Annotated in this window: 27 protein-coding genes and 1 other RNA gene; 13 read left to right on the forward strand and 15 right to left on the reverse strand. The window is 61.4% G+C overall.

Translation table 11 applies throughout. From position 1 onward, the window contains the following. Positions 1–18 precede the first annotated feature (18 nt). The 4 genes from J3P97_RS26225 to J3P97_RS26240 all read right to left on the reverse strand — a co-directional run bounded on the left by J3P97_RS26225 (position 19) and on the right by J3P97_RS26240 (position 4,398). Complete coding sequence (locus tag J3P97_RS26225) at positions 19–1,236, reverse strand: 2-octaprenyl-3-methyl-6-methoxy-1,4-benzoquinol hydroxylase (RefSeq protein WP_434674591.1); 1,218 nt, start codon at positions 1,234–1,236, stop codon at positions 19–21. A 61-nt stretch (positions 1,237–1,297) separates the two neighbouring features. Continuing rightward, positions 1,298–2,485 carry a 2-octaprenyl-6-methoxyphenyl hydroxylase gene (gene ubiH / locus J3P97_RS26230; RefSeq protein WP_434571034.1) on the reverse strand — a complete coding sequence of 396 codons (1,188 nt, stop codon included), beginning with the start codon at positions 2,483–2,485 and terminating at the stop codon, positions 1,298–1,300. After that, a complete protein-coding gene (gene pepP / locus J3P97_RS26235; RefSeq protein WP_434571032.1) occupies positions 2,482–3,816 on the reverse strand; it encodes a Xaa-Pro aminopeptidase in 1,335 nt (444 codons plus the stop codon). The genes ubiH and pepP overlap by 4 nt, the downstream gene beginning before the upstream one ends. Before the next feature lie 27 nt (positions 3,817–3,843). After that, a complete protein-coding gene (locus tag J3P97_RS26240) occupies positions 3,844–4,398 on the reverse strand; it encodes a YecA family protein (protein WP_047226083.1) in 555 nt (184 codons plus the stop codon). A 130-nt stretch (positions 4,399–4,528) separates the two neighbouring features. Between J3P97_RS26240 and J3P97_RS26245 the strand changes: the two genes are divergently transcribed. From J3P97_RS26245 to J3P97_RS26260, 4 genes are all read left to right on the forward strand, one after another. Then, entirely contained in the window at positions 4,529–4,738 is a 210-nt protein-coding gene (locus J3P97_RS26245; protein ID WP_003177365.1) for a TIGR02449 family protein, read from the forward strand. Beyond that, the gene (locus tag J3P97_RS26250; RefSeq protein WP_039590276.1) at positions 4,735–5,052 is read left to right on the forward strand and encodes a cell division protein ZapA; all 318 of its coding nucleotides are present in this window, start codon (positions 4,735–4,737) and stop codon (positions 5,050–5,052) included. Before J3P97_RS26245 ends, J3P97_RS26250 begins: the two co-directional genes overlap by 4 nt. A gap of 30 nt (positions 5,053–5,082) precedes the next feature. Beyond that, positions 5,083–5,262, forward strand: a non-coding RNA gene (gene ssrS, locus J3P97_RS26255) — 6S RNA. Positions 5,263–5,381: 119 nt separating this feature from the next. Further along, positions 5,382–5,987, forward strand: a complete 606-nt coding sequence (locus J3P97_RS26260; RefSeq protein ID WP_434673087.1) for a 5-formyltetrahydrofolate cyclo-ligase — start codon at positions 5,382–5,384, stop codon at positions 5,985–5,987. Positions 5,988–6,019: 32 nt separating this feature from the next. Here J3P97_RS26260 and J3P97_RS26265 read toward each other — a convergent pair whose 3' ends face one another. Beyond that, a complete protein-coding gene (locus J3P97_RS26265; protein WP_305498028.1) occupies positions 6,020–6,166 on the reverse strand; it encodes a hypothetical protein in 147 nt (48 codons plus the stop codon). Positions 6,167–6,361: 195 nt separating this feature from the next. Here J3P97_RS26265 and J3P97_RS26270 point away from each other — a divergent pair, with 195 nt between their 5' ends. Continuing rightward, positions 6,362–6,814 (forward strand): EVE domain-containing protein, encoded by a 453-nt coding sequence (locus tag J3P97_RS26270; protein ID WP_434673088.1) that lies wholly within the window; start codon positions 6,362–6,364, stop codon positions 6,812–6,814. A gap of 119 nt (positions 6,815–6,933) precedes the next feature. On the opposite strand, the gene J3P97_RS26275 is transcribed toward J3P97_RS26270, so the two are convergent. Further along, positions 6,934–7,350: a flagellar basal body-associated protein FliL gene (locus J3P97_RS26275; protein WP_434571024.1), complete on the reverse strand. Its 417-nt coding sequence runs from the start codon at positions 7,348–7,350 to the stop codon at positions 6,934–6,936. Positions 7,351–7,500: 150 nt separating this feature from the next. On the opposite strand from J3P97_RS26275, the gene J3P97_RS26280 reads away from it, so the two are divergent. Then, on the forward strand, positions 7,501–8,478 hold the full coding sequence (locus J3P97_RS26280; RefSeq protein ID WP_434571022.1) for an NADPH:quinone oxidoreductase family protein: 978 nt from the start codon (positions 7,501–7,503) through the stop codon (positions 8,476–8,478). 215 nt (positions 8,479–8,693) lie between these two features. Next, positions 8,694–10,043, forward strand: coding sequence for a glycerol-3-phosphate transporter (gene glpT / locus J3P97_RS26285; RefSeq protein WP_434627207.1), 1,350 nt, complete (start codon positions 8,694–8,696; stop codon positions 10,041–10,043). Here glpT and J3P97_RS26290 read toward each other — a convergent pair. From J3P97_RS26290 to J3P97_RS26315, 6 genes are all read right to left on the reverse strand, one after another. Next, positions 10,019–10,687 carry a gamma-glutamylcyclotransferase gene (locus tag J3P97_RS26290; protein ID WP_434602199.1) on the reverse strand — a complete coding sequence of 223 codons (669 nt, stop codon included), beginning with the start codon at positions 10,685–10,687 and terminating at the stop codon, positions 10,019–10,021. The genes glpT and J3P97_RS26290 overlap by 25 nt on opposite strands. Before the next feature lie 309 nt (positions 10,688–10,996). Further along, positions 10,997–11,965, reverse strand: coding sequence for a CDP-6-deoxy-delta-3,4-glucoseen reductase (locus tag J3P97_RS26295; RefSeq protein WP_434654812.1), 969 nt, complete (start codon positions 11,963–11,965; stop codon positions 10,997–10,999). After that, a complete protein-coding gene (gene ubiD / locus J3P97_RS26300) occupies positions 11,965–13,431 on the reverse strand; it encodes a 4-hydroxy-3-polyprenylbenzoate decarboxylase (RefSeq protein ID WP_434571014.1) in 1,467 nt (488 codons plus the stop codon). Before ubiD ends, J3P97_RS26295 begins: the two co-directional genes overlap by 1 nt. A 119-nt stretch (positions 13,432–13,550) precedes the next feature. Continuing rightward, positions 13,551–14,810 (reverse strand): transcription termination factor Rho, encoded by a 1,260-nt coding sequence (gene rho / locus J3P97_RS26305; RefSeq protein ID WP_003206716.1) that lies wholly within the window; start codon positions 14,808–14,810, stop codon positions 13,551–13,553. Positions 14,811–15,050: 240 nt separating this feature from the next. After that, positions 15,051–15,380: a thioredoxin TrxA gene (gene trxA / locus J3P97_RS26310; protein WP_003206727.1), complete on the reverse strand. Its 330-nt coding sequence runs from the start codon at positions 15,378–15,380 to the stop codon at positions 15,051–15,053. A gap of 121 nt (positions 15,381–15,501) precedes the next feature. Then, complete coding sequence (locus J3P97_RS26315) at positions 15,502–16,209, reverse strand: FadR/GntR family transcriptional regulator (RefSeq protein WP_434571012.1); 708 nt, start codon at positions 16,207–16,209, stop codon at positions 15,502–15,504. A gap of 254 nt (positions 16,210–16,463) precedes the next feature. On the opposite strand from J3P97_RS26315, the gene J3P97_RS26320 reads away from it, so the two are divergent. The 5 genes from J3P97_RS26320 (at position 16,464) to ppx (ending at position 21,068) form a co-directional block, all read left to right on the forward strand. Continuing rightward, positions 16,464–17,249: a transporter substrate-binding domain-containing protein gene (locus J3P97_RS26320; protein WP_434673089.1), complete on the forward strand. Its 786-nt coding sequence runs from the start codon at positions 16,464–16,466 to the stop codon at positions 17,247–17,249. A gap of 21 nt (positions 17,250–17,270) precedes the next feature. Then, the gene (locus J3P97_RS26325) at positions 17,271–17,939 is read left to right on the forward strand and encodes an amino acid ABC transporter permease (protein WP_305498009.1); all 669 of its coding nucleotides are present in this window, start codon (positions 17,271–17,273) and stop codon (positions 17,937–17,939) included. Further along, the gene (locus J3P97_RS26330) at positions 17,936–18,586 is read left to right on the forward strand and encodes an amino acid ABC transporter permease (RefSeq protein WP_434673090.1); all 651 of its coding nucleotides are present in this window, start codon (positions 17,936–17,938) and stop codon (positions 18,584–18,586) included. The genes J3P97_RS26325 and J3P97_RS26330 overlap by 4 nt, the downstream gene beginning before the upstream one ends. After that, complete coding sequence (locus J3P97_RS26335) at positions 18,573–19,307, forward strand: amino acid ABC transporter ATP-binding protein (RefSeq protein WP_434673091.1); 735 nt, start codon at positions 18,573–18,575, stop codon at positions 19,305–19,307. Before J3P97_RS26330 ends, J3P97_RS26335 begins: the two co-directional genes overlap by 14 nt. A 258-nt stretch (positions 19,308–19,565) precedes the next feature. Then, entirely contained in the window at positions 19,566–21,068 is a 1,503-nt protein-coding gene (ppx, locus tag J3P97_RS26340) for an exopolyphosphatase (protein ID WP_434571006.1), read from the forward strand. A 198-nt stretch (positions 21,069–21,266) separates the two neighbouring features. On the opposite strand, the gene ppk1 is transcribed toward ppx, so the two are convergent. Beyond that, positions 21,267–23,483, reverse strand: coding sequence for a polyphosphate kinase 1 (gene ppk1 / locus J3P97_RS26345; RefSeq protein ID WP_434571004.1), 2,217 nt, complete (start codon positions 23,481–23,483; stop codon positions 21,267–21,269). 17 nt (positions 23,484–23,500) lie between these two features. Beyond that, positions 23,501–24,514 (reverse strand): porphobilinogen synthase, encoded by a 1,014-nt coding sequence (gene hemB / locus J3P97_RS26350; protein ID WP_434571002.1) that lies wholly within the window; start codon positions 24,512–24,514, stop codon positions 23,501–23,503. Between the two features lie 204 nt (positions 24,515–24,718). On the opposite strand from hemB, the gene J3P97_RS26355 reads away from it, so the two are divergent. Next, a complete protein-coding gene (locus J3P97_RS26355) occupies positions 24,719–25,342 on the forward strand; it encodes a DedA family protein (protein WP_305498000.1) in 624 nt (207 codons plus the stop codon). Here J3P97_RS26355 and J3P97_RS26360 read toward each other — a convergent pair. Further along, a complete protein-coding gene (locus tag J3P97_RS26360; protein WP_434602203.1) occupies positions 25,323–26,558 on the reverse strand; it encodes a sterol desaturase family protein in 1,236 nt (411 codons plus the stop codon). The two genes, J3P97_RS26355 and J3P97_RS26360, sit on opposite strands and share 20 nt — an antisense overlap. Between the last annotated feature and the right edge of the window lie 27 nt (positions 26,559–26,585).

The raw sequence follows: 26,585 nt of genomic DNA on the forward strand, positions 1-26,585 counted from the left end.
GCTCGCGATAGGCCTTTCTCAGACCTTGGCCAGATCCGGCAAATCCCCGGTCAGCCCCAACGCCTCGCGTACGAACAGCGCCTTGGCTTCCGGCATGCGGTCTACCAGCTTCAGACCGGTATTACGCAACCAGCGCACCGGCAATGGATCGGCCTGGAACAGCCGCTCGAAGCCTTCCATCGCCGCCATCAGCGCCAGGTTATGGGGCATACGCCGCCGCTCATAGCGGCTCAACACCTTGAGATCGGCCAACCGCTCGCCACGCCCTGCGGACTGCAACAGCACCTCGGCCAACACCGCGGCATCCAGGAAACCCAGGTTGACGCCCTGTCCGGCCAGGGGATGGATGGTATGCGCCGCATCGCCGATCAGCGCCAGCCCTTCGGCCACGTAACGCTTGGCGTGGCGTTGGCGCAGAGGTACGCAGACGCGAGGATCGGCGCCGAGCACCGCGCCTAGCCGGCCCTCGAAAGCCCGCTCCAGTTCGGCGCAGAAAGCGCCGTCATCCAGTGTCATCAAGCGCTGCGCTTCGCCAGGCGTGGTCGACCAGACGATCGAGCACCAGTCCTGCTGGCCGTCGCGCGCCAGTGGCAGGAAGGCCAGCGGACCATTGTCGGTGAAGCGTTGCCATGCGGTCTGGCGATGAGGTCCGGCGCAGCGCACGCTGGTGACGATCGCGTGATGCACGTAGTCCCACTCGCGAGTGGCGACCCCCGTCAGGCGGCGCACGGCGGAGTTCGCCCCGTCGGCGGCAATCACCAGTGGCGCGCGCAAGGTGCGCCCGTCAGCCAGGGTCAGCAGCCAGTCGTCGCCGGAGCGGCGCATCTGCTCCAGGCGCGCATTGGCCAGCAGCCCCAGGTCGCAGTCATGCAACCGGTCCAGCAGGGCATCCTGAACGACGCGGTTCTCGACGATGTGGCCAAGCACTTCGGCATGCAGGCTGGCGGCGGAAAAATGAATCTGCCCCGTGCCGCTACCGTCCCAGACGTGCATGTCGGTGTAGGGACTGGTGCGTCGGGCGACGATACCGTCCCAGACGCCCAGACGATCGAGAATCCGCTGGCTGGCCGCCGACAGGGCGCTGACCCGGGGTTCGAACGCTGCCTGGGAATCAAAGGGCTTGACGCTCAGCGGGCTGCCGTCGAGCAACAACACCTGCAAGCCGCTGCCCTGCAACGCAAGCGCCAGGGCGCTGCCGACCATGCCGGCACCGACAATCAACAGATCTGCGCGCAATTCCATGCTTTAAGCCTGTGCTGCTGGCGACATGAGCCGCCCGTGAAAGGAATAAGCCGTATCAAGCATCGGGGCGAGTCCCCAATCCCATGGCCTGGCGAGCGAACCAGCGCTTGGCCGGGGGCAGCAGGTCAAGGCCCAGCAGGCCGAGATTGCGGCCCACGGATACCAGCGGCAGATCGCTGCTGAACAGCCGCGTGACCTGGTCGGAGAAGCCGACGGTCAGGGCCTGGTCCATCCGCTGGCGCTCGCGATAGGCTTGCAATACAGAGAAGTCGCCGGGCGTGCTGTCGCTTCCGAGCAATGCATCGGCCAGTGCCTGCGCGTCACGCAAGGACAGGTTGAAGCCCTGGCCCGCTATCGGATGCAGGCTATGGGCAGCATTGCCGAGGATCGCCAGGTGCGGACGTACCTGCTCTTCGGCTTCCACCAGCGCCAGCGGATAAAGGTGTCGCGCACCCACCTGTTTCAACGTGCCGAGGCGATAGCCGAACACACTCTGCAGCTCACTGAGAAAACTACGCTCGTCGAGGGCTGCCAGCCGTTGCGCATCCATGCCCTGGCGAGTCCAGACCAACGCACAACGATTTTCCGGCAGCGGCAACAAGGCCATCGGGCCGTCGTCGGTAAAACGCTCGAAAGCCATGCCGTTGTGGGCTTCGCTGGGGGTGACGTTGGCAATCAACGCGCTCTGGTCGTAAGGGCGATTGCGCACACCGACGCCCAACTGCTCGCGCAGTCCGGAGCGTCCACCGTCGGCCAGTACGGCGAGGTCGCATTCCAGCGTGGTTTCGTCATCCAGCGTCAAACGATAACCACCGACTAGCGGCTCCATCCGGGTGACTTGCGCCGGGCAGCGCCAGCTGACCACGTCCTTGTCCAGCCCTTGCCACAGGCATTGGCCGAGCCAGGCATTTTCCACCACATAGCCGAGGGCCGGCACGCCCTCCTCCATGGCGGACAACCGTGCGGTGGAAAACCGTCCGCGGTCGGAAACATGAATCTGTTTGATCGGTTCTGCGCGGCGGGAAATTTCCTGCCAGAGGCCCAGGCGCTGATAAATTTGTCGAGCACCGAAGGAGAGCGCCGATGAGCGTGCGTCATAGCTCGGCTGCCAGGTGTCGCCGGGGGCGAACGGCTCGATCAGCATGATCTTCCACCCCCTGGCCTTGGCGCCTGCCTGCAAGGCGAGCGCCAGGCTCGCGCCGACCAGGCCGCCACCGATGATCGCCACGTTGACCCGGCTCATGCCGCTTGAGTCCGTGCGGCGGCCATCAGGGCCTCGATCTCGGCGACCGTTTTCGGCACGCCGCGGGTCAGGATTTCACAACCGGTCTTGGTCACCACCACGTCATCCTCGATGCGCACGCCAATGCCGCGCCATCTCTTCGCTACGCTGCGATTGTCCGGAGCAATATAGATGCCCGGCTCCACGGTCAAGGCCATGCCAACCTCCAGCACGCGCCATTCGCCACCGACCCGATACTCACCGACGTCGTGCACGTCCATGCCCAGCCAATGACCGGCACGGTGCATGTAGAACGCCCGGTAGGCTTCGCTGGCGATCAACTGGTCCACCTCGCCTTCCAGCAGCCCGAGACGCACCAGCCCCTCGGTAATGACCCGGACCGTAGCTTCATGGGCCTGGTTCCAATGCTTGTTCGGGCCAATTTCAGCGAACGCCGCTTCCTGGGCCGCCAGCACGACCTCATAGATCGCCTTCTGCTCGGGCGAAAACTTGCCGCTGACCGGCCAGGTACGGGTGATATCGCTGGCGTAGCAGTCGATTTCACAACCGGCATCGATCAGCACCAAGTCGCCATCCTTGAGCGGCGCGTCGTTCTGCTGGTAATGCAGGATGCAACTGTTACGCCCCGCCGCAACGATGGAGCCGTAGGCCGGCATCTTTGCGCCGCCCTTGCGAAATTCGTAGTCGAGCTCGGCTTCCAGGCTGTATTCGTAAAGCCCGGGGCGTGCCGCTTGCATGGCGCGGATGTGCGCCTGGGCGGAAATCCGCGCCGCTTCGCGCATCACTTTCACTTCCGCCGCCGATTTATACAGGCGCATATCGTGCAGCAGATGATCCAGGGCAACAAATTCGTTCGGCGGCTGGGCACCAAGGTGGGCCTTAGAGCGAATCACGTTGATCCACTCCATCAGGTGCCGGTCGAATTCGGGGTTGCTGCCCATGGCCGAATAGACCCGGTCGCGACCTTCGATCAGGCCCGGCAGGATGTCGTCGATGTCGGTGATGGGAAACGCGTCGTCGGCGCCGTAGTCCCGGATCGCCCCTTCCTGGCCAGCACGCAAGCCATCCCACAGTTCACGTTCGGCGTTGCGCTCGCGGCAAAACAGGATGTACTCGCCGTGAGCGCGACCGGGCATCAGCACCAGCACCGCTTGCGGCTCGGGGAAGCCGCTGAGGTACTGGAAGTCGCTGTCCTGGCGATAGACGTGCTCGACGTCGCGGTTGCGGATCGCAACGGCGGCGGCGGGCAGGATTGCGATGCTGTTGGGTTCCATCTGCGCCATCAAGGCCTTGCGGCGACGGCTGTATTCCGACTTCGGGATATGAATCATGGGCAGACGGTGTTCCCTTTCAAGCGATCAGTGCAGGGACGGCTTGGCAGCCGGTTCAGCGGTTTTTTTGGTCTCGGTAAACAGCAGCAACGGCGCGACCCGCAGGTACTCCATCACTTCCATGTAGTCGCTCTCGCCGTCGTCGGATTCTTCCAGGGCGTCCTGCACCTGGGAGATGGCCGCCAGGTCTTGCAACACTTCCTTGGCTTCATCGCTCAAGGCATATTCGCGGCGGGTCAGGCCGAAGCCTGCCAGGAAACCCTGGCACCACTGACCCAGCGCAGCGGCGCGTTCAGCCAGCGGCGCGTCATCGGTGGGCAGCAACAGGACGACGGTCATGTCGTCACTGGTCAATTCACCCTTGACCATTTCCTGCAGGCCGATGAGCGCGTTGCGCACGTTGTCCGCCGGCTCGCCTTCAAGCAGTTCGGCGGCGTCGGCCAACCAGCCGTCGGCATCAAAACCGGCGCCGGCACAGCTGCGGCCGAGCAGCAGGCCATGCAGTTCGGCGGGCGAGACAGGGTGGCCACTGGTGCTCAGCAGGGTGGCAAAGGCTTGGTACGGAGAATTCTGAATGGGCATGGGCAGCTAGGCGCCAGACGGCGCTATGTCTAGAATGGAGGCCTTGTATCCTACATCGACAGACTCGCCAAGACCATTAAAGGCTGTGCGACCCAATTCCCTCCATCAGACACATTCTTCAGTGGACACAATGGAAGACACCGACCTGCAAGCGCTGATGGCCAGACTCGAGCTGCTAATTGACCGGGTCGAGCAACTTAAGAGCCAAAACGGACTCCTATTAGCTCAGGAAAAAACCTGGCGCGAGGAACGCGCGCACCTCATTGAAAAAAACGAAATCGCCCGGCGTAAGGTCGAATCGATGATTTCGCGCCTCAAGGCCCTGGAGCAAGACTCATGAGTTCAAGCAATAGCGTTACCGTGCAGATCCTCGATAAAGAGTATTCGATCATCTGCCCCCAGGAAGAGCGCAGCAACCTGGTGAGCGCCGCCCGTTACCTGGATGGCAAGATGCGCGAGATCCGCAGCAGCGGCAAAGTCATCGGCGCCGATCGCATCGCCGTGATGGCCGCCTTGAACATTACCCACGACCTGCTGCACCGCCAGGATACGCCGGACGTACAGGTCAGCGGCTCGACCCGTGAACAGGTCCGCGACCTGCTCGATCGGGTGGATCTGGTACTGGCTACCGATCCGGACGTCAGCAAGGGCTGATTCGCGAGGCAGCCTGGGGTATACTTGCGTCACTCCCTGGGGTGCTTGCCAGTTGGTGATGTCCCTGAGCCGATACGCACAACCACGGGGGTTGCACGTTGGGGCCGGTGTGCATGTCCGCTTGACGGAAAGCCTTAACGCCTCCTGCAACTTCCACCTTGAACTTTCGGGTTCAAGGGCTAAGCCGACAGCGGTTCATCCGGGGAGCCTGATTCTTGAAACAATGCCAGTCATCATGACTGGCATTGTCGTTTCTGGCGTTTGGCGTTTTCCGGTCCCGCCGTTTGCGGTTACGCTGTGCCGATGTCACCGTCTCGCGAAGCATCGATATGACCGAACCTGCGTTGCCGACCCGCCCACAACTTCGCCGCCTGCTACGCCAGGCCCGTCGTGCCCTGACCCCGGCCCAGCAACGGCAAGCCGCCCACGGGCTTTATCGGCAACTGGCACAGCATCCGCTGTTTCGCCGCGCAAAACACATCGCCCTGTACCTGCCCAACGACGGTGAGATCGACCCACGCCTGCTGCTGCGCGCCGCCCAACGTCGGGGCAAGGCGACTTATCTGCCAGTACTCAGTCCCTGGCCGCAGACCAGGATGGTGTTCCAGCGGATCCATCCCGGCGAAAAAATGCGCCCTAATCGTTTCCGCATCCCGGAACCACGCAAGAATATCGCCCGGCAGCGCAAAGTCTGGACATTGGACCTGGTATTGCTGCCGTTGGTGGGGTTTGACGATGCCGGCGGACGCCTGGGCATGGGCGGCGGCTTCTATGACCGCAGCCTGGCGTATCTGTCGCGACGCAAACAATGGCGCAAGCCGACGTTGCTGGGCCTGGCCCATGAGTGTCAGAAGGTCGAACGATTGGCGCAGGCAAGCTGGGATGTACCGCTACAGGGAACGGTCAGTGACAGGCGTTGGTATCTGGCGAGCTAGACGCCGCGAAACAGCGGCGTCCAGAAGACGGCTCAGCGCTTGAGTGCGGGCGCGGGCTGGGTGATTTCCATCGGTGCATCATTTTTGTTGGCCCATAAGCTCTGGGCATAACCCGTGGTGACGACACCCAGGCCGAACAGAATGACCAGGACCCACAACAAATCCGGTTTGCGTTTCATCGATTGCCCCCCTCAAGGCATATCACACACGATGACAGCAGCGGTTTTCTTATCTGGCCGTGCAGCAGCGTCAAGCTTGGAAGGCCGGCATTTTGCGGCAACGTGAACCGACACGCAAATGCTGGCGTCAACCGACTGTCGGTTTGTCATAAAATCGCTGAACCTTTTTATCGCCACCACCCAGGAGTAGAAATCATGGCCTACTGGCTGATGAAATCCGAGCCCGACGAATTGTCCATCCAGGGCCTGGAAAAGCTCGGCCAAGCGCGCTGGGACGGGGTTCGCAACTACCAGGCGCGCAATTTCCTGCGAGCCATGGCGGTAGGCGACTCATTTTTCTTCTATCACTCCAGTTGCCCGGAGCCAGGCATTGCCGGAATTGGCAAAATCATCAAGGCCGCCTATCCCGACCCAACGGCCCTGGAACCTGACAGTCATTACTTCGAGGCCAAGGCCAGCCCGGAGAAGAACCCCTGGACCGCCCTCGACGTCGCCCATGTCGAGACATTCCCACGGGTGCTGAAGCTCGACTACCTCAAACAGCAAGCCGCCCTGGCCGAAATGCCGCTGGTGCAAAAAGGCTCGCGACTGTCGGTGATGCCGGTGACAGCTGAGCAGTGGGCAGCGGTCATTGCGTTGAAGCCCTGAGCTATGCAGCGCCCTGTCGGCCGCTTTCGCGAGCAGGCTCGCTCCCACAGGGGAATGGTGTTGCCCACAAGACTCCTGTGGGAGCGAGCCTGCTCGCGAAGGGGCCCGCCCGGACAAACCTACTGAATGATCAGGTTGTTGAACAACAGATCATCCACCATCGGCTTGCCCGTCTCGTCGTTCATCACCTGCTGGGTCTGCTTCAACGCTTCCTGCCGCAGCTTTTCCTTGGCTTCAAGGTTGTTCATGGTTTCGGTCGTCTGCTGGGCAAACAGCGCCACCAACTGATTGCGAATCAACGGCTCGTTAGCCTTCACCGCCGCAGCGGCGGCGTCACCGGTCACGCGCAGGGCAACGTCGGCCTTGTAGACCTTCAGCTTGGTCGTTCCGTCCAGGCCATAGTTGCCCACGAATGGCGGGCTGAGCGTGATGTAACTGACCTTCGGCGCCTCGCCTTCTTTGGCTTCCTTGGCTTCTTCGGCCATCGCCGCCACAGGCAACGACAGGGCCAGCATCAACATGATCCACGCTTTCACATTCGACTCCTCATCCGATTTGCGGCCCAGCATACCGCCCCCTCGTCCCAGCACAAGCTTATGGCCGGCTATCAGGGCGGGGCATGCTCGTTGACCCCTTCACTCTCACACCTACACTTATCGGCCATCACTCCCAAAGGAATAGCCCTGATGAAAGCCGTGCTGTGCAAAGAATTCGGCCCCGCCGAATCGCTGGTGCTGGAAGACGTCGCCAGCCCCGTCGTGAAGAAGAACGAAGTGCTGCTGGACGTGCACGCCGCCGGGGTGAATTTTCCTGATACGTTGATCATCGAAGGCAAATATCAATTCAAGCCGCCCTTCCCGTTTTCCCCCGGCGGCGAAGCAGCGGGTGTCGTCCGCGAGGTGGGAGAAAAGGTCAGTCACCTGAAAGTCGGTGACCGGGTCATGGCGCTGACCGGCTGGGGCAGTTTCGCCGAACAGGTGGCAGTCCCGGGCTATAACGTGCTGCCCATTCCTGCCGCCATGGAATTCAACACCGCCGCCGCTTTCAGCATGACCTACGGCACCTCGATGCATGCCCTCAAGCAACGGGCCAACCTGCAACCCGGTGAAACCCTGCTGGTGCTCGGTGCCTCCGGCGGCGTCGGCCTGGCGGCGGTGGAAATCGGCAAGGCCATGGGCGCCCGGGTGATCGCCGCCGCCAGCAGCGCGGAAAAACTCGCGGTAGCCAAGGCCGCCGGCGCCGACGAACTGATCAACTACACCGAAACCAGCCTCAAGGATGAAATCAAGCGCCTCACCGACGGCCAGGGCGCCGACGTAATCTACGACCCGGTGGGCGGCGACCTGTTCGACCAGGCGGTCCGCGCCATCGCCTGGAACGGCCGGCTGCTGGTGGTCGGCTTCGCCAGCGGGCGCATTCCCGAGCTGCCGGTGAACCTGGCCTTGCTCAAGGGCGCTGCCGTGGTAGGCGTGTTCTGGGGCTCCTTCGCCCAACGCCAGCCGCAGGACAACGCCGCCAACTTCCAACAGCTGTTTGGCTGGTTCGCCGAAGGCAAGTTGAAACCGTTGGTGTCGCAGGTCTATCCGTTGAGCAACGCCGCCCAGGCGATCAACGACCTGGGGCAGCGCAAGGCGGTGGGCAAGGTGGTCGTGCAGGTTCGCTGATTGCCCAAGCTGTTTACCTGAACCGGGTCGCAGCGCTACGGCCCGGTTCCGCCATCCCCATACCGCCCTCCATTTATACCTGAGCGACATGTTCGTAAAAGAACATGCCATCTCCCACATTTCCGCTGTTTGGCCGATGCGAACCGGTGCTATTTTCGGTAATGAAACTGTAACATTCGCATCCGCAGTCAAAACAAGAAATCTGGAGCCCTTGAATGTTTGCTTTCTTTCGTCCCGCCGCACATCAGGCTCCATTGCCTGAAGAAAAAATAGACAGCACCTATCGGCGCCTTCGCTGGCAGATCTTCGCCGGCATTTTTATTGGTTATGCCGGTTACTACCTGCTGCGCAAAAATTTTACCCTGGCATTTCCGGATCTGATCGCCCAAGGCTATACAAAGGGCCAGCTGGGGGTGGCGATATCGGCAATCGCGATCGCCTACGGTCTTTCCAAGTTCCTGATGGGCATCGTGTCCGACCGCTCCAACCCGCGTTATTTCCTGCCTTTTGGCCTGATAGTGTCAGCCGGAGTGATGTTCATTTTCGGTTTCGCACCGTGGGCAACCTCAAGCGTGACCATGATGTTCATCCTGTTGTTCATCAACGGCTGGGCGCAAGGCATGGGCTGGCCACCAAGCGGACGCACCATGGTGCACTGGTGGTCGCAGAAAGAACGCGGCGGTGTGGTTTCGGTATGGAACACCGCCCATAACGTCGGCGGCGGCTTGATCGGCCCGCTGGCAATACTTGGCATGGGCTGGTTCAACGACTGGCACAGCAAGTTCTACGTACCGGCAGCGGTGGCTTTGCTGGTCGCTGTATTTGCCTTCATCGTCATGCGCGATACGCCGCAATCGACAGGCTTGCCGCCCATCGAGAAATACAAAAACGATTACCCGGAAGGCTACGATGCCAGCCATGAAGAAGAATTCAGCGCCAGGGACATCTTCGTCAAATACGTGCTGCGCAACAAGATGCTCTGGTTCATCGCGCTGGCCAACGTTTTCGTCTACCTGTTGCGCTATGGCATTCTGGACTGGGCACCGACCTATCTCAAAGAGGTCAAGCACTTCGATTTCGACAAGACGTCCTGGGCTTACTTCCTGTACGAGTGGGCCGGCATTCCCGGCACGCTGCTATGCGGGTGGATGTCGGACAAGGTCTTCCGGGGCAACCGCGGCCTGACGGGCATGGTGTTCATGGCATTGGTGACCGTCGCAACAATCATCTACTGGCTGAATCCGCCGGGTAACCCGATGGTCGACATGATCTCGCTGTTCGCGATTGGCTTCCTGATCTATGGCCCGGTCATGCTGGTAGGTCTGCAGGCCTTGGAACTGGTGCCCAAGAAAGCAGCAGGTACAGCTGCCGGCTTCACCGGTCTGTTTGGTTATCTGGGTGGCTCAGTCGCAGCCAGCGCAATGATGGGCTACACGGTGGACTATTTCGGCTGGGATGGCGGCTTCATCCTGCTGGTCGGTGCCTGCCTGCTGGCCATGGCATTCCTCGCGCCAACCCTGCGGCACAAGCAGATCGCCAGTCAGAGCCGCGACGCGATCGCCTGATCCAGCGCTGATTTGCAGCGCTTGAGCCGCGCCTCCAGATTACGGTCTGGCATGGCGTGGCTGCGCAGGGCGTGGATGGTCTGCTCGACATAATCGCGAGTCGTGCCATACCGCCCGCAGGCGCTTTCGAACACCTGGCTCAGCACATGATCCGGCAGATTGCCGGCATAGCTGGGCAGGTGTCGCTCCAGGACAAAACCCAAGGCCTGAACCCGATTGCCATCTTCCAGCCGACAGCTGAGCCAGTGCGGCCGATAGGACGGCACGGGCATCTCGCGTTGCCACAGGGCCAACAGCGAATCCTGCAGGTTTTCTTCCGGCAACCGGTAGGCGAAACCGCTGCACGAACCGCCGCGATCCAGCCCGAACACCAGCCCTGGCAATTCCGGGGTGCCACGGTGTTCATGGGACCACAGATACAACCCGCGATGATAACCGTGCACTCGCCCGCGCATACGCTCCACCGCCGTGCATTCGGGCCGCCAGATCAACGAGCCGTAGGCGAACAGCCAGACTGGGCCGCCCTGGTGCAGGCTCATGGTCGAGTGCATCGACGCAAGCAGTTGTTCCCGGGTCAGCTGTGGCCCCAACTCGAGTCTTGGCGGATACAGCGCGCAGGTGATGGCGGATTCGATAGCGGTCATGGCCGGTAGCGGATGGCTCCTCGCTGATTGTGAATGGCTTGGCAACGCCAAGGTACTGGCGCTTCATGGAACGAAGGCAAGTTGGATGCCATCGGGCGTCCATATACGTTATCGGTATCTAGCTGACAGAACTAAATACCGAAACGAAATATGGGCCGTTATATCGATCGGCATTCGTTCTTGTGGCGAGGCAGCTTGCTCCCGCTGGACTGCGCAGCAGTCCCAGATGAGGCGGTCGCTGCGCAACCGAGCGGGAGCAAGCTCCCTCGCCACGAAGAACTCACCGAGCCTAGGTTGGACGAACGCGGTTCAAGCCCGCGGCGCGTACGCAAACACATCGGCACGCATCTGATGAGCATCCATCCCGGCCTCCACCAGCGCATCAAGCGTGGCGTAGATCATCGCTGGTGAGCCGCTGGCGTAGACGTGGACGCTGGAAAGATCGCTGATGTCCTCGCACACGGCTTCATGGAGCATCCCGCAGCGCCCTTCCCAGCCGCACAAGTCGCTGACGACTTTGTGCAGGAACAGGTTCGGCAGTTTTTTCCATTCATCCCAATGCTCGATTTCATAGAAATCCTCCGGCCGCCGCACGCCCCAATACAAATGCACCGGGTATTTGAAACCGGCGGCCCGGCAGTGCTCGATCAGGCTGTGCATCTGCGCCATGCCGGTTCCAGCGGCGATCAGCACCAGCGGGCCATCCGGCAACTCGGACAAGTGGGTATCACCGAACGGCATTTCGATGCGCACGGTAGGATTGCGCCGCAGTTGCTCCAGCAGCGCCAGCGCACTGCTTTCGCGCGCCAGTACATGTAGCTGCAGGTCCCGCCCCGAATGCGGCGCCGAGGCCAGGGAGAACGCCGATTTTTCGCCGTTCTCGCGCTCGATCATCAAGTATTGCCCAGCGTGATAGCGCGGCGGCTTGCCCGCCGGCGCCCGCAGGCGCACCCGCCAGACATCGCCGCCGACGTCACTGCATTCGGTGACCTGGCACGCCAGGTTGCGCACCGGCAGTTCACCCGGCGCCAGCACGCCATCCCAGAGCACCACGCAATCCTCCAGCGGCTCGGCAATGCAGGTAAAGATCTCGCCGTGATCACGCACCTCACCGGCCTGCGTCACGCGACCTTCCACCAGCAGCGCGCCACAGACATGGCAATTGCCATTGCGGCAGCTCTGCGGACATTCGTAGCCCAGGCGCCGGGCGCCATCGAGAATCCGCTCTGCCGGCTGTATCTCCAGCACCGCGCCGGAAGGCTGCAAGGTTACACGCATCAATCTATTCCTAACTGATTCCAGATGGCATCGATCCGTTGGGTAACGGCTTCATCCTTGACGATAACCCGGCCCCATTCACGGGTGGTTTCACCGGGCCATTTATGCGTGGCATCGAGCCCCATCTTCGACCCCAGGCCGGACACCGGCGAGGCGAAGTCGAGGTAGTCGATCGGCGTATTCTCGATCATCACCGTGTCGCGCTTGGGGTCCATGCGCGTAGTGATGGCCCAGATCACGTCGTTCCAGTCCCGTGCGTTGATATCGTCATCAGTGACAATAACGAACTTGGTGTACATGAATTGTCGTAAAAACGACCAGACGCCCAACATCACCCGCTTGGCATGCCCCGGATACGACTTCTTCATGGTCACCACGGCCATGCGGTACGAGCAGCCTTCCGGTGGCAGGTAGAAATCGGTGATCTCCGGGAACTGCTTCTGCAGGATCGGCACGAACACTTCGTTCAGCGCCACGCCGAGGATAGCCGGCTCATCGGGCGGACGTCCGGTGTAGGTGCTGTGGTAGATCGGCTTGATCCGATGGGTGATGCGTTCGACGGTGAACACCGGGAAGCTGTCCACCTCGTTGTAATAACCGGTGTGGTCGCCGTAAGGACCTTCATCGGCCATTTCGCCGGGGTGGATCACGCCTTCGAGAATGATCTCGGCGGTGGCCGGCACTTGCAGGTCGTTGCCACGGCATTTCACCAGCTCGGTGCGGTTGCCCCGCAGCAGGCCGGCGAAGGCATATTCGGAGAGGCTGTCCGGCACGGGCGTGACGGCGCCAAGGATAGTCGCCGGATCCGCGCCCAGGGCCACCGAAACCGGGAATGGCTGACCAGGGTGTTTTTCGCACCACTCACGATAATCCAGCGCGCCACCCCGATGGCTCAGCCAGCGCATGATGACCTTGTTGCGGCCAATCACCTGCTGACGATAGATACCGAGGTTCTGGCGATCCTTGTTCGGCCCTTTGGTGACGGTCAGGCCCCAGGTGATCAGCGGCCCCACGTCGCCCGGCCAGCAGGTCTGCACCGGCAGCATGGCGAGATCGACAGCGTCGCCCTCGATCACCACTTCCTGGCAGATCGCGTCCTTGACGACTTTCGGCGCCATGGAAATGATCTTGCGGAAAATCGGCAGCTTCGACCAGGCGTCCTTCAGGCCCTTCGGCGGCTCCGGCTCCTTGAGGAACGCGAGCAGCTTGCCGATCTCGCGCAGTTCGCTGACAGCTTCGGCCCCCATGCCCAGGGCTACACGCTCCGGTGTGCCGAACAGATTGCCCAGCACCGGGATGTCATAGCCGGTCGGATTTTCGAACAGCAGTGCCGGGCCCTTTGCCCGCAGGGTGCGGTCGCAGACCTCGGTCATCTCCAGCACTGGGGACACCGGCACCTGGATGCGCTTGAGTTCGCCGCGCTGTTCCAGACCGCTGATAAAGTCGCGCAAGTCGCGATACTGCATGCAAAGCCTCATGGTGACCGTGGCGTTCGGGGGCCCGAGTTTAACGCCGCCCGTTCGCAATAGTGAATGCACAGACAGCAAAAAGCCGGGTTTCCCCGGCTCTTGCTGGCCTGCTCGACTTACTTGCGCTTCATCGACAGGAAGAACTCATCGTTGGTCTTGGTCGTTTTCAGCTTGTCGACCAGGAACTCGATGGCCGCCACTTCATCCATCGGATGCAGCAGCTTGCGCAGGATCCACATGCGCTGCAACTCGTCATCGGCCGTCAGCAATTCTTCGCGACGGGTACCGGAACGGTTGATGTTGATGGCCGGGAACACACGTTTCTCGGCGATGCGACGGTCCAGGGGCAGTTCCATGTTGCCGGTACCCTTGAACTCCTCGTAGATCACTTCGTCCATCTTCGAGCCGGTTTCAACCAGCGCAGTGGCGATAATGGTCAGCGAGCCGCCTTCTTCGATGTTCCGTGCGGCACCGAAGAAACGCTTCGGTTTCTCCAGGGCGTGGGCATCGACACCACCGGTCAATACCTTGCCGGAGCTCGGGATCACGGTGTTGTAGGCACGGGCCAGACGGGTGATGGAGTCGAGCAGGATCACCACGTCCTTCTTGTGCTCGACCAGGCGCTTGGCCTTCTCGATCACCATTTCGGCAACCTGCACGTGACGGGTCGGCGGCTCGTCGAACGTCGAGGCGACCACTTCGCCGCGCACGGTGCGCTGCATCTCGGTCACTTCTTCCGGACGCTCGTCGATCAGCAGCACGATCAGATGAACTTCAGGATTGTTACGGGCGATGTTCGCGGCAATGTTCTGCAGCATGATCGTCTTGCCCGCTTTCGGCGGCGCCACGATCAGACCGCGCTGGCCTTTGCCGATAGGTGCGCACAGGTCGATGACACGACCGGTGAGGTCTTCGGTGGAACCGTTGCCGGCTTCCATCTTCATGCGCACGGTCGGGAACAGCGGGGTCAGGTTCTCGAAGAGAATCTTGTTCTTCGCGTTTTCCGGACGGTCGAAGTTGATCGTATCGACCTTGAGCAGCGCGAAGTAACGCTCGCCTTCCTTTGGAGGGCGGATCTTGCCAACGATGGTGTCACCGGTGCGCAAGTTGAAGCGACGGATCTGGCTCGGCGAGACGTAGATATCGTCCGGGCCGGCGAGGTAGGAAGCGTCCGCGGAGCGGAGGAAGCCGAAGCCGTCCTGGAGAATCTCCAGCACGCCATCACCGGAGATTTCCTCGCCGCTTTTTGCGTGCTTCTTGAGCAGGGAGAAAATCACGTCCTGCTTGCGCGAACGGGCCATATTTTCTATGCCCATCTGTTCGGCCAATTCGAGCAGTTCGGTAATCGGCTTTTGCTTGAGTTCAGTCAGATTCATATAGGAATGACGTAATCATTTATGGAGGGGGAAATTAAGCTTTTGGCTTAATGAGGCCGCGCCGCAGAGAAGGCGACAGGATCGCGTACTTGTTCGAAAGGAGAGCGTCGGCGACGGCTTGCAGGGGGCAATGGAGAAACCAGTGCGGGGCCGAATGTAACACCTCGATTTACGAGCGTCTAGCCCTGGATAACGAAAAAGCCCCGCGATTTGCGGGGCTTTTGGCAGAACATTCGACGCTTAGATGTTGGCGTCGAGGAAAGCTGCCAGTTGCGACTTCGACAGCGCGCCGACCTTGGTGGCCTCGACGTTGCCGTTCTTGAACAGCATCAGCGTCGGGATACCACGCACGCCGTGCTTGGCCGGGGTTTCCTGGTTTTCGTCGATGTTCAGCTTGGCGACGGTCAGTTTGCCCTTGTAGGTCTCGGCAATTTCGTCCAGGACCGGAGCGATCATTTTGCAAGGACCGCACCACTCAGCCCAATAGTCGACCAGCACTGCGCCTTCGGCCTTGAGTACGTCAGCTTCGAAGCTAGCGTCGCTAACGTGTTTGATCAGATCGCTGCTCATGGAAATCTCCGGGGTAATCAGCAAAAAAACGTGGCCCATCATAGCTGCCCTTCCCAGGTTCAGGAAGCCGCAGTTGATTGAGTCTCGCTATGGAGATTGATGGCTTTGGGTATGGCCCGCTTCATGAAGCGGCCGGTGCGATGAACGAGATACCGGTACGCAACGCCGCATTACGTACATGTTCCTGCATGGTTTTTTGCGCGGAAACCGATGCCCGGCGGGCCAGGGCGCGAAGGATCTTGCGATGTTCCTGCCACGTCTCCATCGCCCGCTCCGCCCTGATGAACGGTAGTTTCTGGCTTTCCAGGAAGATATCGGCGCTGGCGGTGAGAATGCCCAGCATCGCCTGGTTGCCGCTGGCCAGCAAGATCCGTCGGTGGAACTCGAAATCGAGCCGCGCCGCCGCGTCGAAATCCCCCGCCTTCAACTCTCGGCGCATGGCCTCGACGTTGTCATCCAGGGCATCGAGCTCATCGGCGCTCAACGTGACGGCCGCCAACCCGGCCGCGAACCCCTCAAGGGCATAACGCAACTGAAAGATATCCACCGGCGAGGCCTGAGCGGCGAAGGGCCAACCCGGCGTTGGTTCGCTGCGTGGGGCTTGCGCCGGTGATTGCACGAATACCCCCCTCCCTGGCTGCACGCTGATCATGCCCAAGGCACTGAGCGATGAAAGCGCCTCGCGCAGTGAGGCCCGGCTCACCCCCAGCTGCAAGGCCAGCTCCCGTTGTGACGGCAGCGCATCCCCCGGGCCGAAACCTTGATCGGCGATCAGCTTGCGGATGCCTTGGAGGGCGACTTCCGGAACGGCACGAGAAATGGAATTCATGGTTTTTCAGGGAAACCGAGTCAATGAGCGGCTAGTTGTAAAGCTATTCAAAGCCCTCGGCAAGTCGTGCCCCAGCAGGGTTCGGCGGCTTGTATCAACGCTCAATAAAGGTGCGAAACGCGACGCAACTGTTCAGACCAGTCAGACCGATGCCCGCCAGCAAAATCGCGGCTTTGGTGGATCAGCAAGGCCTTTGGCATGGCCTGTGCTCTGTCCGATCAGAGAAATCACATCATCGACTGCGGAGATTCACCATGATCCAGCGTTGCAGCGTCCTGCTCACTGCCCTGTTTGCCAGCCTGATGCTTTGCCAATTGCCCGCCCACGCCGATGGCCTGGAAGACGTGGTCAAGCGCGGTACGCTCAAGGTTGCGGTGCCTCAGGATTTTCCACCGTTCGGCTCCGTGGGTCCGGACATGAAGCCACGCGGCCTGGACATCGATACGGCGAAACTGCTGGCCGACCAGCTCAAGGTCAAGCTTGAACTGACGCCCGTCAACAGCACCAACCGCATTCCATTCCTGACCACTGGCAAGGTCGACCTGGTGATTTCCAGCCTGGGCAAGAACCCTGAGCGTGAAAAAGTCATCGACTTCTCCAGCGCCTACGCGCCGTTCTACCTGGCCGTATTCGGCCCGCCTGACGCCGCCATCAACGGCCTGGACGACCTCAAGGGCAAGACCATCAGCGTCACCCGTGGCGCCATCGAAGACATCGAGCTGAGCAAGGTCGCCCCCGAAGGCACCATCATCAAGCGCTTCGAAGACAACAACTCGACCATCGCCGCCTACCTGGCCGGCCAGGTGGACCTGATCGCCAGTGGCAACGTGGTGATGGTCGCCATCAGCGAGCGCAACCCCAAGCGCGTTCCGGCGTTGAAAGTGAAACTCAAGGACTCGCCGGTGTACGTGGGCGTGAACAAGAACGAGCCGGCGCTGCTGGACAAGGTCAACCAGATCCTCGCTACCGCCAAGACCGATGGCAGCCTGGAAAAAAATTCCCAGACCTGGCTCAAGCAGCCGCTGCCGGCCGACCTCTGACCGTCGCTTGAGAGGCTGAGCATGGCTTATCAGTTCGATTTCCTGCCGGTGGTGCAAAACACCGAGCTGCTGTTGCGCGGCGCGCTGTTCACCCTTGAACTGACGGCCATCGGCGCGTTGCTCGGGGTCGGCCTGGGCATCGTCGGGGCGGTGGTTCGGGCGTGGAATATCCGTCCGTTCGCGGCGATCTTCGGCGTGTACGTGGAACTGATCCGCAACACGCCGTTCCTGGTCCAGTTGTTTTTCATCTTCTTCGGCTTGCCGTCCCTGGGCCTGCAGATTTCCGAGTGGCAGGCGGCGGTGCTGGCGATGGTGATCAACCTCGGCGCGTATTCCACCGAGATCATCCGGGCCGGCATCCAGGCTATCCCACGGGGGCAACTGGAAGCCGCCGCGGCACTAGCGATGAGCCGCTTCGAAGCGTTCCGCCACGTAGTCTTGCTGCCGGCACTGGGCAAGGTCTGGCCGGCGCTGAGCAGCCAGATCATCATCGTGATGCTCGGCTCCGCCGTCTGTTCGCAGATCGCCACCGAAGAGCTGAGCTTCGCCGCCAATTTCATTCAGTCGCGCAATTTCCGCGCGTTCGAAACCTACGCGCTGACGACGCTGATCTACCTGTGCATGGCGCTGTTGATCCGCCAGTTTCTCAACTGGATCGGGCGTCGCTACATTGCCAGGAGCAGCCAATGAGCGATTTCACTTTCTGGGACGTGGTGCGCAACCTGCTCACCGGCCTGCAATGGACCCTGGCGCTGTCGCTGGTGGCGTTTATCGGCGGCGGTGTGATCGGCTTGCTGGTGATGGTGCTGCGCATCTCCAAACGCGCCCTGCCGCGTAATGTCGCCCGGACCTATATCGAGCTGTTCCAGGGCACGCCGCTGTTGATGCAGTTGTTCCTGGTGTTCTTTGGCGTGGCCCTGGCCGGGGTGGAGATTTCGCCCTGGATGGCTGCGGCGATCGCCCTGACGCTGTTTACCAGCGCTTACCTGGCGGAGATCTGGCGCGGTTGTGTCGACTCGATTTCCAACGGCCAATGGGAAGCGTCCGCGAGCCTGGCGCTCAAACCGCTGGAACAGTTGCGCTACGTGATCCTGCCCCAGGCCCTGCGCATCGCCGTGGCGCCGACCGTGGGCTTCTCCGTGCAGGTGGTCAAGGGCACGGCCGTGACGTCGATCATCGGCTTTACCGAACTGACCAAGACCGGCGGCATGCTCGCCAATGCCACGTTCGAGCCGTTCATGGTCTACGGCCTGGTGGCCCTCGGTTATTTCCTCCTTTGTTACCCCTTGTCCCTCAGCGCGCGCTATCTGGAAAGGAGACTGCATGCCTCTGCTTAGAATTTCCGCCCTGCATAAGTACTACGGCGATCACCACGTGCTCAAAGGCATCGACCTGAGCGTCGAGGAAGGCCAGGTGGTAGCGATCATCGGCCGCAGCGGTTCGGGAAAATCCACCTTGCTGCGCACCCTGAACGGTCTCGAATCGATTAACGACGGCGTGATCGAAGTCGATGGCGAGTACCTCGACGCGGCACGCGCCGACTTGCGCAGCCTGCGCCAGAAAGTCGGGATGGTGTTCCAGCAGTTCAATCTGTTCCCGCACCTGACGGTCGGCGAGAACGTGATGCTCGCGCCACAAGTCGTGCAAAAAGTGCCCAAGGCCAAGGCGGCCGAGCTGGCGCGGCAGATGCTGGAGCGGGTCGGGCTCGGCGAGAAATTCGACGCCTTCCCGGACCGTTTGTCCGGCGGCCAACAGCAACGGGTCGCGATTGCCCGCGCCCTGGCGATGTCGCCAAAGGTGCTGCTGTGCGATGAAATCACCTCGGCCCTGGACCCGGAGCTGGTCAATGAAGTGCTCAGCGTGGTGCGGCAATTGGCCAAGGAAGGCATGACGCTGATCATGGTCACCCATGAAATGCGCTTTGCCCAGGAGGTGGGGGACAAGCTGGTGTTCATGCACCAGGGCAAGGTGCATGAAGTGGGGGACCCGAAGGTACTGTTCGCCGATCCGCAGACGGCCGAGCTGGCGAACTTCATCGGTACGGTCGAGCCTGCCTGAACTTTGCTGGCAAGACCTTCTGTGGCGAGGGAGCTTGCTCCCGCTCGACTGCGCAGCAGTCGCAGGCCCTGCCAGCCGGTTTATTCCTGATGTATCGGGTTGATTCATTTGGGGCTGCTGCGCAGCCCAGCGGGAGCAAGCTCCCTCGCCACAGAAGCCAAGCCAAGCTGCTCTGGGTCAAGGGTTTGGATCAGGCGCGTTGGCGTAAGCGGTCGATCGTGGCAGGATGGCAAGGTTATCGACCGAGACTTTTTGACCATGCCGCTATCCCAAGCCAAGAATCTGTCCCTGATCGCTGCCATAGACCTGGGCTCCAACAGCTTTCACATGGTCGTCGCCAAGGCCCAGAACGGGGAAATCCGCATTCTTGAGCGACTCGGCGAGAAGGTCCAGCTGGCCGCCGGTATCGACGAAGAACGTCAACTGAGCGAAGAATCCATCCAGCGCGGCCTCGACTGCCTCAAACGGTTTGCCCAACTGATCAACGGCATGCCCCTGGGCGCGGTGCGCATCGTCGGCACCAATGCCCTGCGCGAGGCGCGCAACCGCGGCGAATTCATCCGGCGCGCCGAAGAGATCCTCGGCCATCCGGTGGAAGTCATCTCCGGCCGTGAAGAGGCCCGCCTGATCTACCTGGGTGTTTCCCACACCCTGGCGGACACCCCGGGCAAGCGCCTGGTGGCGGACATCGGCGGCGGTAGTACCGAATTCATCATCGGCCAGCGCTTCGAACCACTGTTGCGCGAAAGCCTGCAGATGGGTTGCGTCAGCTTCACTCAGCGCTACTTCCGCGACGGCAAGATCACCCCGGCCCGCTACGCCCAAGCCTACACGGCGGCGCGCCTGGAAATCATGAGCATCGAGCACGCGCTGCACCGCCTGGCCTGGGATGAAGCCATCGGTTCCTCGGGCACCATTCGCGCCATCGGCCTGGCGCTCAAGGCTGGCGGCCATGGCAGTGGTGAGGTCAACGCCGAAGGCCTGGCCTGGCTCAAGCGCAAAGTGTTCAAGCTGGGCGAATCGGACAAGATCGACTTCGAAGGTATCAAGCCTGATCGCCGGGCGATTTTCCCGGCGGGCCTGGCGATTCTCGAGGCGATTTTTGACGCCCTCGAACTGCAACGCATGGATCACTGCGAAGGTGCCCTGCGTGAGGGCGTGCTCTACGACCTGCTGGGGCGCCATCATCACGAAGACGTCCGCGAGCGCACCCTCGGCTCGCTCATGGAGCGTTACCACGTCGACCAGGAACAGGCGGCGCGGGTCGAGCGCAAGGCCCTGCACGCGTTCGACCAGGTGGCCGACGACTGGGACCTGAACGACGGTGTCTGGCGCGAACTGCTGGGCTGGGCCGCCAAGGTGCACGAAGTCGGCCTGGACATCGCCCACTACCATTACCACAAGCACGGCGCCTACCTGATCGAGCACTCGGACCTGGCGGGTTTCTCTCGCGAAGACCAGCAGATGCTTGCGCTACTGGTGCGTGGTCACCGGCGCAATATTCCCAAGGATAAATTCGCCGAGTTCGGCGATGACGGCATCAAGCTGATCCGCTTGTGCGTGCTGTTGCGCTTCGCAATCCTCTTCCACCACATCCGCGGCACCCAGGAAATGCCCCAGGTAACCCTGCATGCCAATGGTGATCAACTGGATGTGATATTCCCGGACGGCTGGCTGGAAGAAAACCAACTGACCCAGGCCGACTTCGCCCAGGAAGCGGAATGGCTGACCCGGGTTGGGATTGTGTTGAATATTCACTGATCGGCGCCACGGCACGCTCCCCCGTGGCGAGGGAGCTTGCTCCCGCTCGACTGCGCAGCAGTCGCAGGATCTGCCTGAAATGGAAGTTTTCCTGATACACCGAGCTGAATGGCTTCAGGGCTGCTGCGCCCGAAGCGTCGGACCGACCCAGCGGGAGCAAGCTCCCTCGCCACGAAAAGCCGATCCCGCCTCCAGGCGTTAACGAACCGCCAACACCGGGCTGCTAAGCCGATCCAGCAAGGTCGCCTGGGCACTGCGCGGGTTCTGGTTGCCGGTCGGTGTGTTGCGGATGTAACGGCCGTCCGACTGCAGGCTCCAACTGTGGGTGTTGTCGGTGAGGTAGCTTTCCAGCTCTTTCTTGACCCGCAGGATCAGCTTCTTGCCCTCCACCGGGAAGCAGGTCTCGACACGCTTGTCGAGGTTGCGCTCCATCCAGTCGGCACTGGAGAGGAACATTTGCTCCTCGCCGCCATTGAGGAAATAGAACACCCGCGTGTGCTCCAGGAAGCGCCCGATGATCGAGCGCACATGGATGTTGTGGGACACCCCAGGAATGCCCGGCCGCAGGCAGCACATGCCGCGTACCACCAGGTCGATGCGCACGCCCGACTGGCTGGCCTTGTATAGCGCGCGAATGATCTTCGGATCAGTCAGCGAGTTGAATTTGGCGATGATGTGCGCGGGCTTGCCGTCCAGGGCGAACTGGGTTTCCCGGGCGATCATGTCGAGCATGCCCTTTTTCAGGGTGAACGGCGCATGCAGCAATTTTTTCATGCGCAGCGTCTTGCCCATGCCGATCAGTTGGCTGAACAGCTTGCCGACGTCCTCGCACAGCGCATCATCCGAGGTCAGCAGGCTGTAGTCGGTATACAGCCGAGCGTTGGCGGCGTGATAGTTGCCGGTGCCCAAGTGCGCGTAGCGCACAATCTCGCCGGCCTCGCGCCGCAGGATGAGCATCATCTTGGCGTGGGTCTTGTAGCCAACCACGCCGTAGATCACCACCGCGCCGGCCGCTTGCAGGCGGCTGGCCAGTTGCAGGTTGGATTCTTCGTCGAAACGCGCACGCAATTCGATCACCGCGGTGACTTCCTTGCCGTTTCGCGCCGCGTCCACCAGGGCGTCGACGATCTCCGAGTTGGCGCCGCTGCGATACAACGTCTGGCGCACCGCCAATACGTGGGGGTCCTTGGCGGCCTGGCGCAGCAAATCGACCACCGGCGTGAACGACTCGAAGGGGTGCAGCAGGAGAATGTCCTGTTTGCTGACCACACTGAAAATGTTCTCGCTGTTTTGCAGCAGTTTCGGAATCTGCGGCGTAAACGGCGAGTATTGCAGCTCCGGATGGCTGTCCAGGCCGGTGATGCTGAACAGCCGCGTCAGGTTCACCGGACCATTGACCTGATACAGCTCGGTCTCGTGCAGGTTGAACTGCTTGAGCAAGTAGTCGGACAGATGTTTCGGACAGGTGTCGGCCACTTCCAGGCGCACCGCATCGCCGTAACGGCGGGAGAACAGCTCGCCGCGCAGGGCGCGGGCCAGGTCTTCGACGTCCTCGGTGTCCACCGACAGGTCGGCGTTACGGGTCAGGCGGAACTGGTAGCAGCCCTTGACCTTCATGCCCTGGAACAGGTCATCGGCATGGGCGTGGATCATTGACGACAGGAACACGTAGTTGTCGCCAGGCCCGCCGACGTCTTCCGGCACGCGGATGATGCGCGGCAGCAGGCGCGGCGCCGGAATGATCGCAAGGCCGGAATCGCGGCCAAAGGCGTCGATGCCTTCCAGCTCGACGATGAAGTTCAGGCTCTTGTTCACCAGCAATGGGAACGGGTGCGTCGGGTCGAGGCCGATCGGGGTGATGATCGGAGCGATCTCGTCACGGAAATAACGGCGTACCCAGGTCTTGAGCTTGGTCGTCCAGTAGCGGCGACGGATGAAGCGGACCTGATGTTTTTCCAGCTCCGGCAACAGGATGTCGTTGAGGATCGCGTACTGGCGGTCAACATGACCGTGTACCAGCTCGCTGATGCGCGCCAGGGCCTGGTGCGGTTGCAAACCATCGGCACCGGCCTGCTCGCGGGCGAAGGTGATCTGTTTTTTCAGGCCCGCGACGCGAATCTCGAAGAACTCGTCCAGGTTGCTGGAAAAGATCAGCAAAAACTTCAGCCGCTCCAGCAGTGGATAGGACTCATCCAGTGCCTGCTCCAGCACGCGGATGTTGAATTGCAGTTGCGACAGCTCGCGATGGATGTACAAGCTGCTGTCATCCAGATTGGTGATCGTGATCGCCGGAGCAGGGGCCGGCTCGGGCACGGCCGCTGGAGCCGACTCCAGCTCCGGCGGCGTTTCGGCGGCTTGCTCGACCACGGGCTGAGCGTCTTTTACGGCAACTTCTGTGAGTCCTTCGGTATTCATCGCAAGTTCCTGGGAGGCTATTTCTGCTCTCGTAACAATTGGGCGGCGCGCACGGCAAAGTAGGTCAGGATGCCATCAGCACCCGCACGTTTGAAAGCGGTCAGGGACTCGAGAATCACCCCTTCGCTCAGCCAGCCGTTCTGGATCGCGGCCATGTGCATCGCATACTCGCCGCTGACCTGATAAACAAAGGTCGGTACTTTGAATTCTTCCTTTACCCGGCAAAGAATGTCGAGATAAGGCATCCCCGGCTTGACCATGACCATGTCTGCGCCTTCTGACAAGTCGGCAGCCACTTCGTGCAAGGCTTCGTGGGTGTTGGCCGGGTCCATCTGATAGGAAGCCTTGTTGGCCTTGCCCAGGTTCAGGGCCGAGCCGACCGCGTCGCGGAACGGACCGTAGTAGGCGCTGGCGTACTTGGCCGAGTAGGCCATGATGCGCACGTTGACATGGCCGGCCACTTCCAGGGCTTCGCGGATCGCCTGGATGCGACCGTCCATCATGTCGGATGGCGCCACGACCTGGGCCCCCGCTTCGGCGTGGGACAACGCTTGCCTGACCAGCGCATCGACGGTGATGTCGTTCTGCACGTAGCCTTCTTCGTCGAGAATGCCGTCCTGACCGTGCGTGGTAAACGGGTCCAGCGCTACGTCGGTGATCACGCCGAGCTCCGGGAAGCGCGCGCGCAGGGCACGGGTCGCGCGCTGGGCAATACCCTCGGGGTTCCAGGCTTCGGCGGCGTCCAGCGATTTGAGCGCTGGCGGGGTGACCGGGAACAGCGCCAGCGCCGGGATACCCAGTTCCACCCACTCGGCCGCCGCTTCGAGCAGCAAGTCGATGGTCAGGCGCTCCACGCCAGGCATCGACGCCACCGCTTCACGACGGTTCTCCCCGTCCAGTACGAACACCGGCAGGATCAGGTCATTGGTGGTCAGCACATTTTCACGCACCAGCCGACGGGAGAACTCATCACGGCGGTTGCGGCGCAGACGGGTGGCGGGGAACAGACGATTGGCGGGGGTAAAGCTCACGGCAGACTCCTGAGCCCGCGGACGGGCGAGCGTGACAGTTATAAGCGGTCATTATGACGAACGCATGACAGTTGTGCTGAAGCGCGACCACTAGTCGCAGTGATTGTCTTCTGTAGGAAATGTTCACGTCGAGACACATTTCGATACTTTCCTGAATGTGCCTGAAGGGTTAGGCTGCGCGTTCATTTCGCCAGCACCCAGACAATGCTCCAACAATTTCTGCATGACTTCGGCTACTTGGCCCTGTTTATCGGCACGTTCTTCGAAGGCGAAACCATCCTCGTGCTCGCAGGCTTCCTGGCGTTCCGTGGCTACATGGACATCAACCTGGTGGTGGTCGTGGCATTTTGCGGCAGCTACGCGGGCGATCAGCTGTGGTACTTCCTGGGCCGCAAACATGGTCGCAAGCTCCTGGCGCGCAAGCCGCGCTGGCAGTTGATGGGGGATCGCGCGCTGGAACACATCCGCCGCCATCCGGACATCTGGGTACTGAGCTTTCGCTTCGTCTACGGTTTGCGCACGGTGATGCCGGTGGCGATCGGCCTCTCCGGCTATCCTCCGGGTCGCTACCTGCTGCTCAACGGTATCGGCGCGGCGATCTGGGCCACGGCCCTGGCGGCCGCCGCGTACCACTTTGGCGCGGTGCTCGAAGGCATGCTGGGCAGCATCAAGAAATACGAACTGTGGGTACTTGGCGCCCTGCTGGTTCTGGGCTTGGGCCTATGGCTGCGTCGACGCATCAAAAACGCTCGGCTGGCCAGACAAGTCCTTGCGGCAGAACGTCTCGAACAAGCCAAGTCCGCCGAAACTACGACGCCAGGCGAGTAAGACGGTTGCGGCAATAGTACAAGCCAATGCCGCTGATCAGGCTGTAGCTGAGCAAGCCAACCCAGGCCACCGGGCTGGCCGGCCATAACCCGGCCAGCGGCGCCAGCCACACCAGCGGCAGGTTCGCAGCCAGGCGCAAAAGCTCGAGCCTCAGCGCCCACGGGCGATTCTCCAGAGTCGCGCCCAACACGAACAGACCCAACGCTACCGCTCCCCACCCCAACACCAGGGCAGTGGCCGGAAGGCTGTTTTCCAGGTTCATCAAATAACTGCCCAGGGCGACGTAGAAGCAAAACTGCAGCGCCACGTACCCTTGCTGGCGTCCGGCCAGGGGCACTTCGAATTTGCGGAACCGGCTCAGATCCGGCTTGTTCAGCGGGTACCTGGCGGCCACATCGGCTGGCCGCCAACCGGTGGGCATGAACCAGATCCGCAGCTTGTCCCACCAGCGCTCGGCGCGCCGGGCATCGGCCCACAGTTGCGCATAGAACTGCAGATTGGCCCACAACGGATTCCAGCTCGCCAGTGGCGTGGTCACGCCGAAAATGACCGGCTCGTTGTCGTCCTCTTCCTGGAAGGTGCCAAACAGACGGTCCCAAATAATGAACACGCCGCCGTAGTTGCGATCCATGTAGAGAGGGTTCTGTGCATGGTGGGCACGATGATTGGATGGCGTGACGAAGCACCACTCCAGCCAGCCGAGCTTGGGGATGTGCTGGGTATGCACCCAGAACTGATAAAGCAGGTTCAACGCCGCGACACTGACGAACACCAGCAGCGGCACGCCCAGCACCGCCAGCGGCAGGTAGAAGATCCAGCTCAGCAGGAAACCGCTGCTGGTCTGGCGCAATGCCGTGGAGAGGTTGTAGTCCTCGCTCTGGTGGTGCACCGAATGGGCGGCCCAGAGGATGTTGCGCTCGTGGCCCAAGCGGTGCAGCCAGTAGTAGCAGAAGTCATAGAACACAAAGGCGAATACCCAGGTCCAGGCCTGGTCGGTAGGCCATTGAAAGACCGCCAGATGCTCCAGGGCAAAGGCATAGGTCACCAGGCCCACGCCCTTGGTCAACAACCCCGTCGTGGTCGACAGCACACCGGTGCTCAGGCTGTTGATCGCGTCCGCCAGGCGATAGTGGCTCACGCCACGCCAGCGATCGGCCAGCAACTCGACGGCAATCAACACGAAGAAAAACGGCACGGCATACAGGATGAAATTCATGACGCGACCCGGGCATGCAAGGCAGGA

It is taken from the genome of Pseudomonas sp. R1-15, assembly GCF_051132085.1.
In the GTDB taxonomy this organism is placed as follows: Bacteria; Pseudomonadota; Gammaproteobacteria; order Pseudomonadales; family Pseudomonadaceae; genus Aquipseudomonas.

Excerpts from the sequence above, each read along its gene's own strand:
- ppk1 (WP_434571004.1), bottom strand. The coding sequence starts at position 23,483 with ATGAATACCGAAGGACTCACAGAAGTTGCCGTAAAAGACGCTCAGCCC.
- J3P97_RS26260 (WP_434673087.1), top strand. The coding sequence starts at position 5,382 with ATGACCGAACCTGCGTTGCCGACCCGCCCACAACTTCGCCGCCTGCTA.
- ubiD (WP_434571014.1), bottom strand. The coding sequence starts at position 13,431 with ATGCAGTATCGCGACTTGCGCGACTTTATCAGCGGTCTGGAACAGCGC.
- ubiH (WP_434571034.1), bottom strand. The coding sequence starts at position 2,485 with ATGAGCCGGGTCAACGTGGCGATCATCGGTGGCGGCCTGGTCGGCGCG.
- J3P97_RS26245 (WP_003177365.1), top strand. The coding sequence starts at position 4,529 with ATGGAAGACACCGACCTGCAAGCGCTGATGGCCAGACTCGAGCTGCTA.
- J3P97_RS26295 (WP_434654812.1), bottom strand. The coding sequence starts at position 11,965 with ATGCGTGTAACCTTGCAGCCTTCCGGCGCGGTGCTGGAGATACAGCCG.
- J3P97_RS26280 (WP_434571022.1), top strand. The coding sequence starts at position 7,501 with ATGAAAGCCGTGCTGTGCAAAGAATTCGGCCCCGCCGAATCGCTGGTG.
- J3P97_RS26325 (WP_305498009.1), top strand. The coding sequence starts at position 17,271 with ATGGCTTATCAGTTCGATTTCCTGCCGGTGGTGCAAAACACCGAGCTG.
- pepP (WP_434571032.1), bottom strand. The coding sequence starts at position 3,816 with ATGATTCATATCCCGAAGTCGGAATACAGCCGTCGCCGCAAGGCCTTG.
- J3P97_RS26360 (WP_434602203.1), bottom strand. The coding sequence starts at position 26,558 with ATGAATTTCATCCTGTATGCCGTGCCGTTTTTCTTCGTGTTGATTGCC.
- J3P97_RS26315 (WP_434571012.1), bottom strand. The coding sequence starts at position 16,209 with ATGAATTCCATTTCTCGTGCCGTTCCGGAAGTCGCCCTCCAAGGCATC.
- J3P97_RS26330 (WP_434673090.1), top strand. The coding sequence starts at position 17,936 with ATGAGCGATTTCACTTTCTGGGACGTGGTGCGCAACCTGCTCACCGGC.
- J3P97_RS26320 (WP_434673089.1), top strand. The coding sequence starts at position 16,464 with ATGATCCAGCGTTGCAGCGTCCTGCTCACTGCCCTGTTTGCCAGCCTG.
- rho (WP_003206716.1), bottom strand. The coding sequence starts at position 14,810 with ATGAATCTGACTGAACTCAAGCAAAAGCCGATTACCGAACTGCTCGAA.
- J3P97_RS26240 (WP_047226083.1), bottom strand. The coding sequence starts at position 4,398 with ATGCCCATTCAGAATTCTCCGTACCAAGCCTTTGCCACCCTGCTGAGC.
- J3P97_RS26290 (WP_434602199.1), bottom strand. The coding sequence starts at position 10,687 with ATGACCGCTATCGAATCCGCCATCACCTGCGCGCTGTATCCGCCAAGA.
- J3P97_RS26265 (WP_305498028.1), bottom strand. The coding sequence starts at position 6,166 with ATGAAACGCAAACCGGATTTGTTGTGGGTCCTGGTCATTCTGTTCGGC.
- J3P97_RS26355 (WP_305498000.1), top strand. The coding sequence starts at position 24,719 with ATGCTCCAACAATTTCTGCATGACTTCGGCTACTTGGCCCTGTTTATC.
- J3P97_RS26270 (WP_434673088.1), top strand. The coding sequence starts at position 6,362 with ATGGCCTACTGGCTGATGAAATCCGAGCCCGACGAATTGTCCATCCAG.
- J3P97_RS26250 (WP_039590276.1), top strand. The coding sequence starts at position 4,735 with ATGAGTTCAAGCAATAGCGTTACCGTGCAGATCCTCGATAAAGAGTAT.
- ppx (WP_434571006.1), top strand. The coding sequence starts at position 19,566 with ATGCCGCTATCCCAAGCCAAGAATCTGTCCCTGATCGCTGCCATAGAC.
- trxA (WP_003206727.1), bottom strand. The coding sequence starts at position 15,380 with ATGAGCAGCGATCTGATCAAACACGTTAGCGACGCTAGCTTCGAAGCT.
- glpT (WP_434627207.1), top strand. The coding sequence starts at position 8,694 with ATGTTTGCTTTCTTTCGTCCCGCCGCACATCAGGCTCCATTGCCTGAA.
- J3P97_RS26335 (WP_434673091.1), top strand. The coding sequence starts at position 18,573 with ATGCCTCTGCTTAGAATTTCCGCCCTGCATAAGTACTACGGCGATCAC.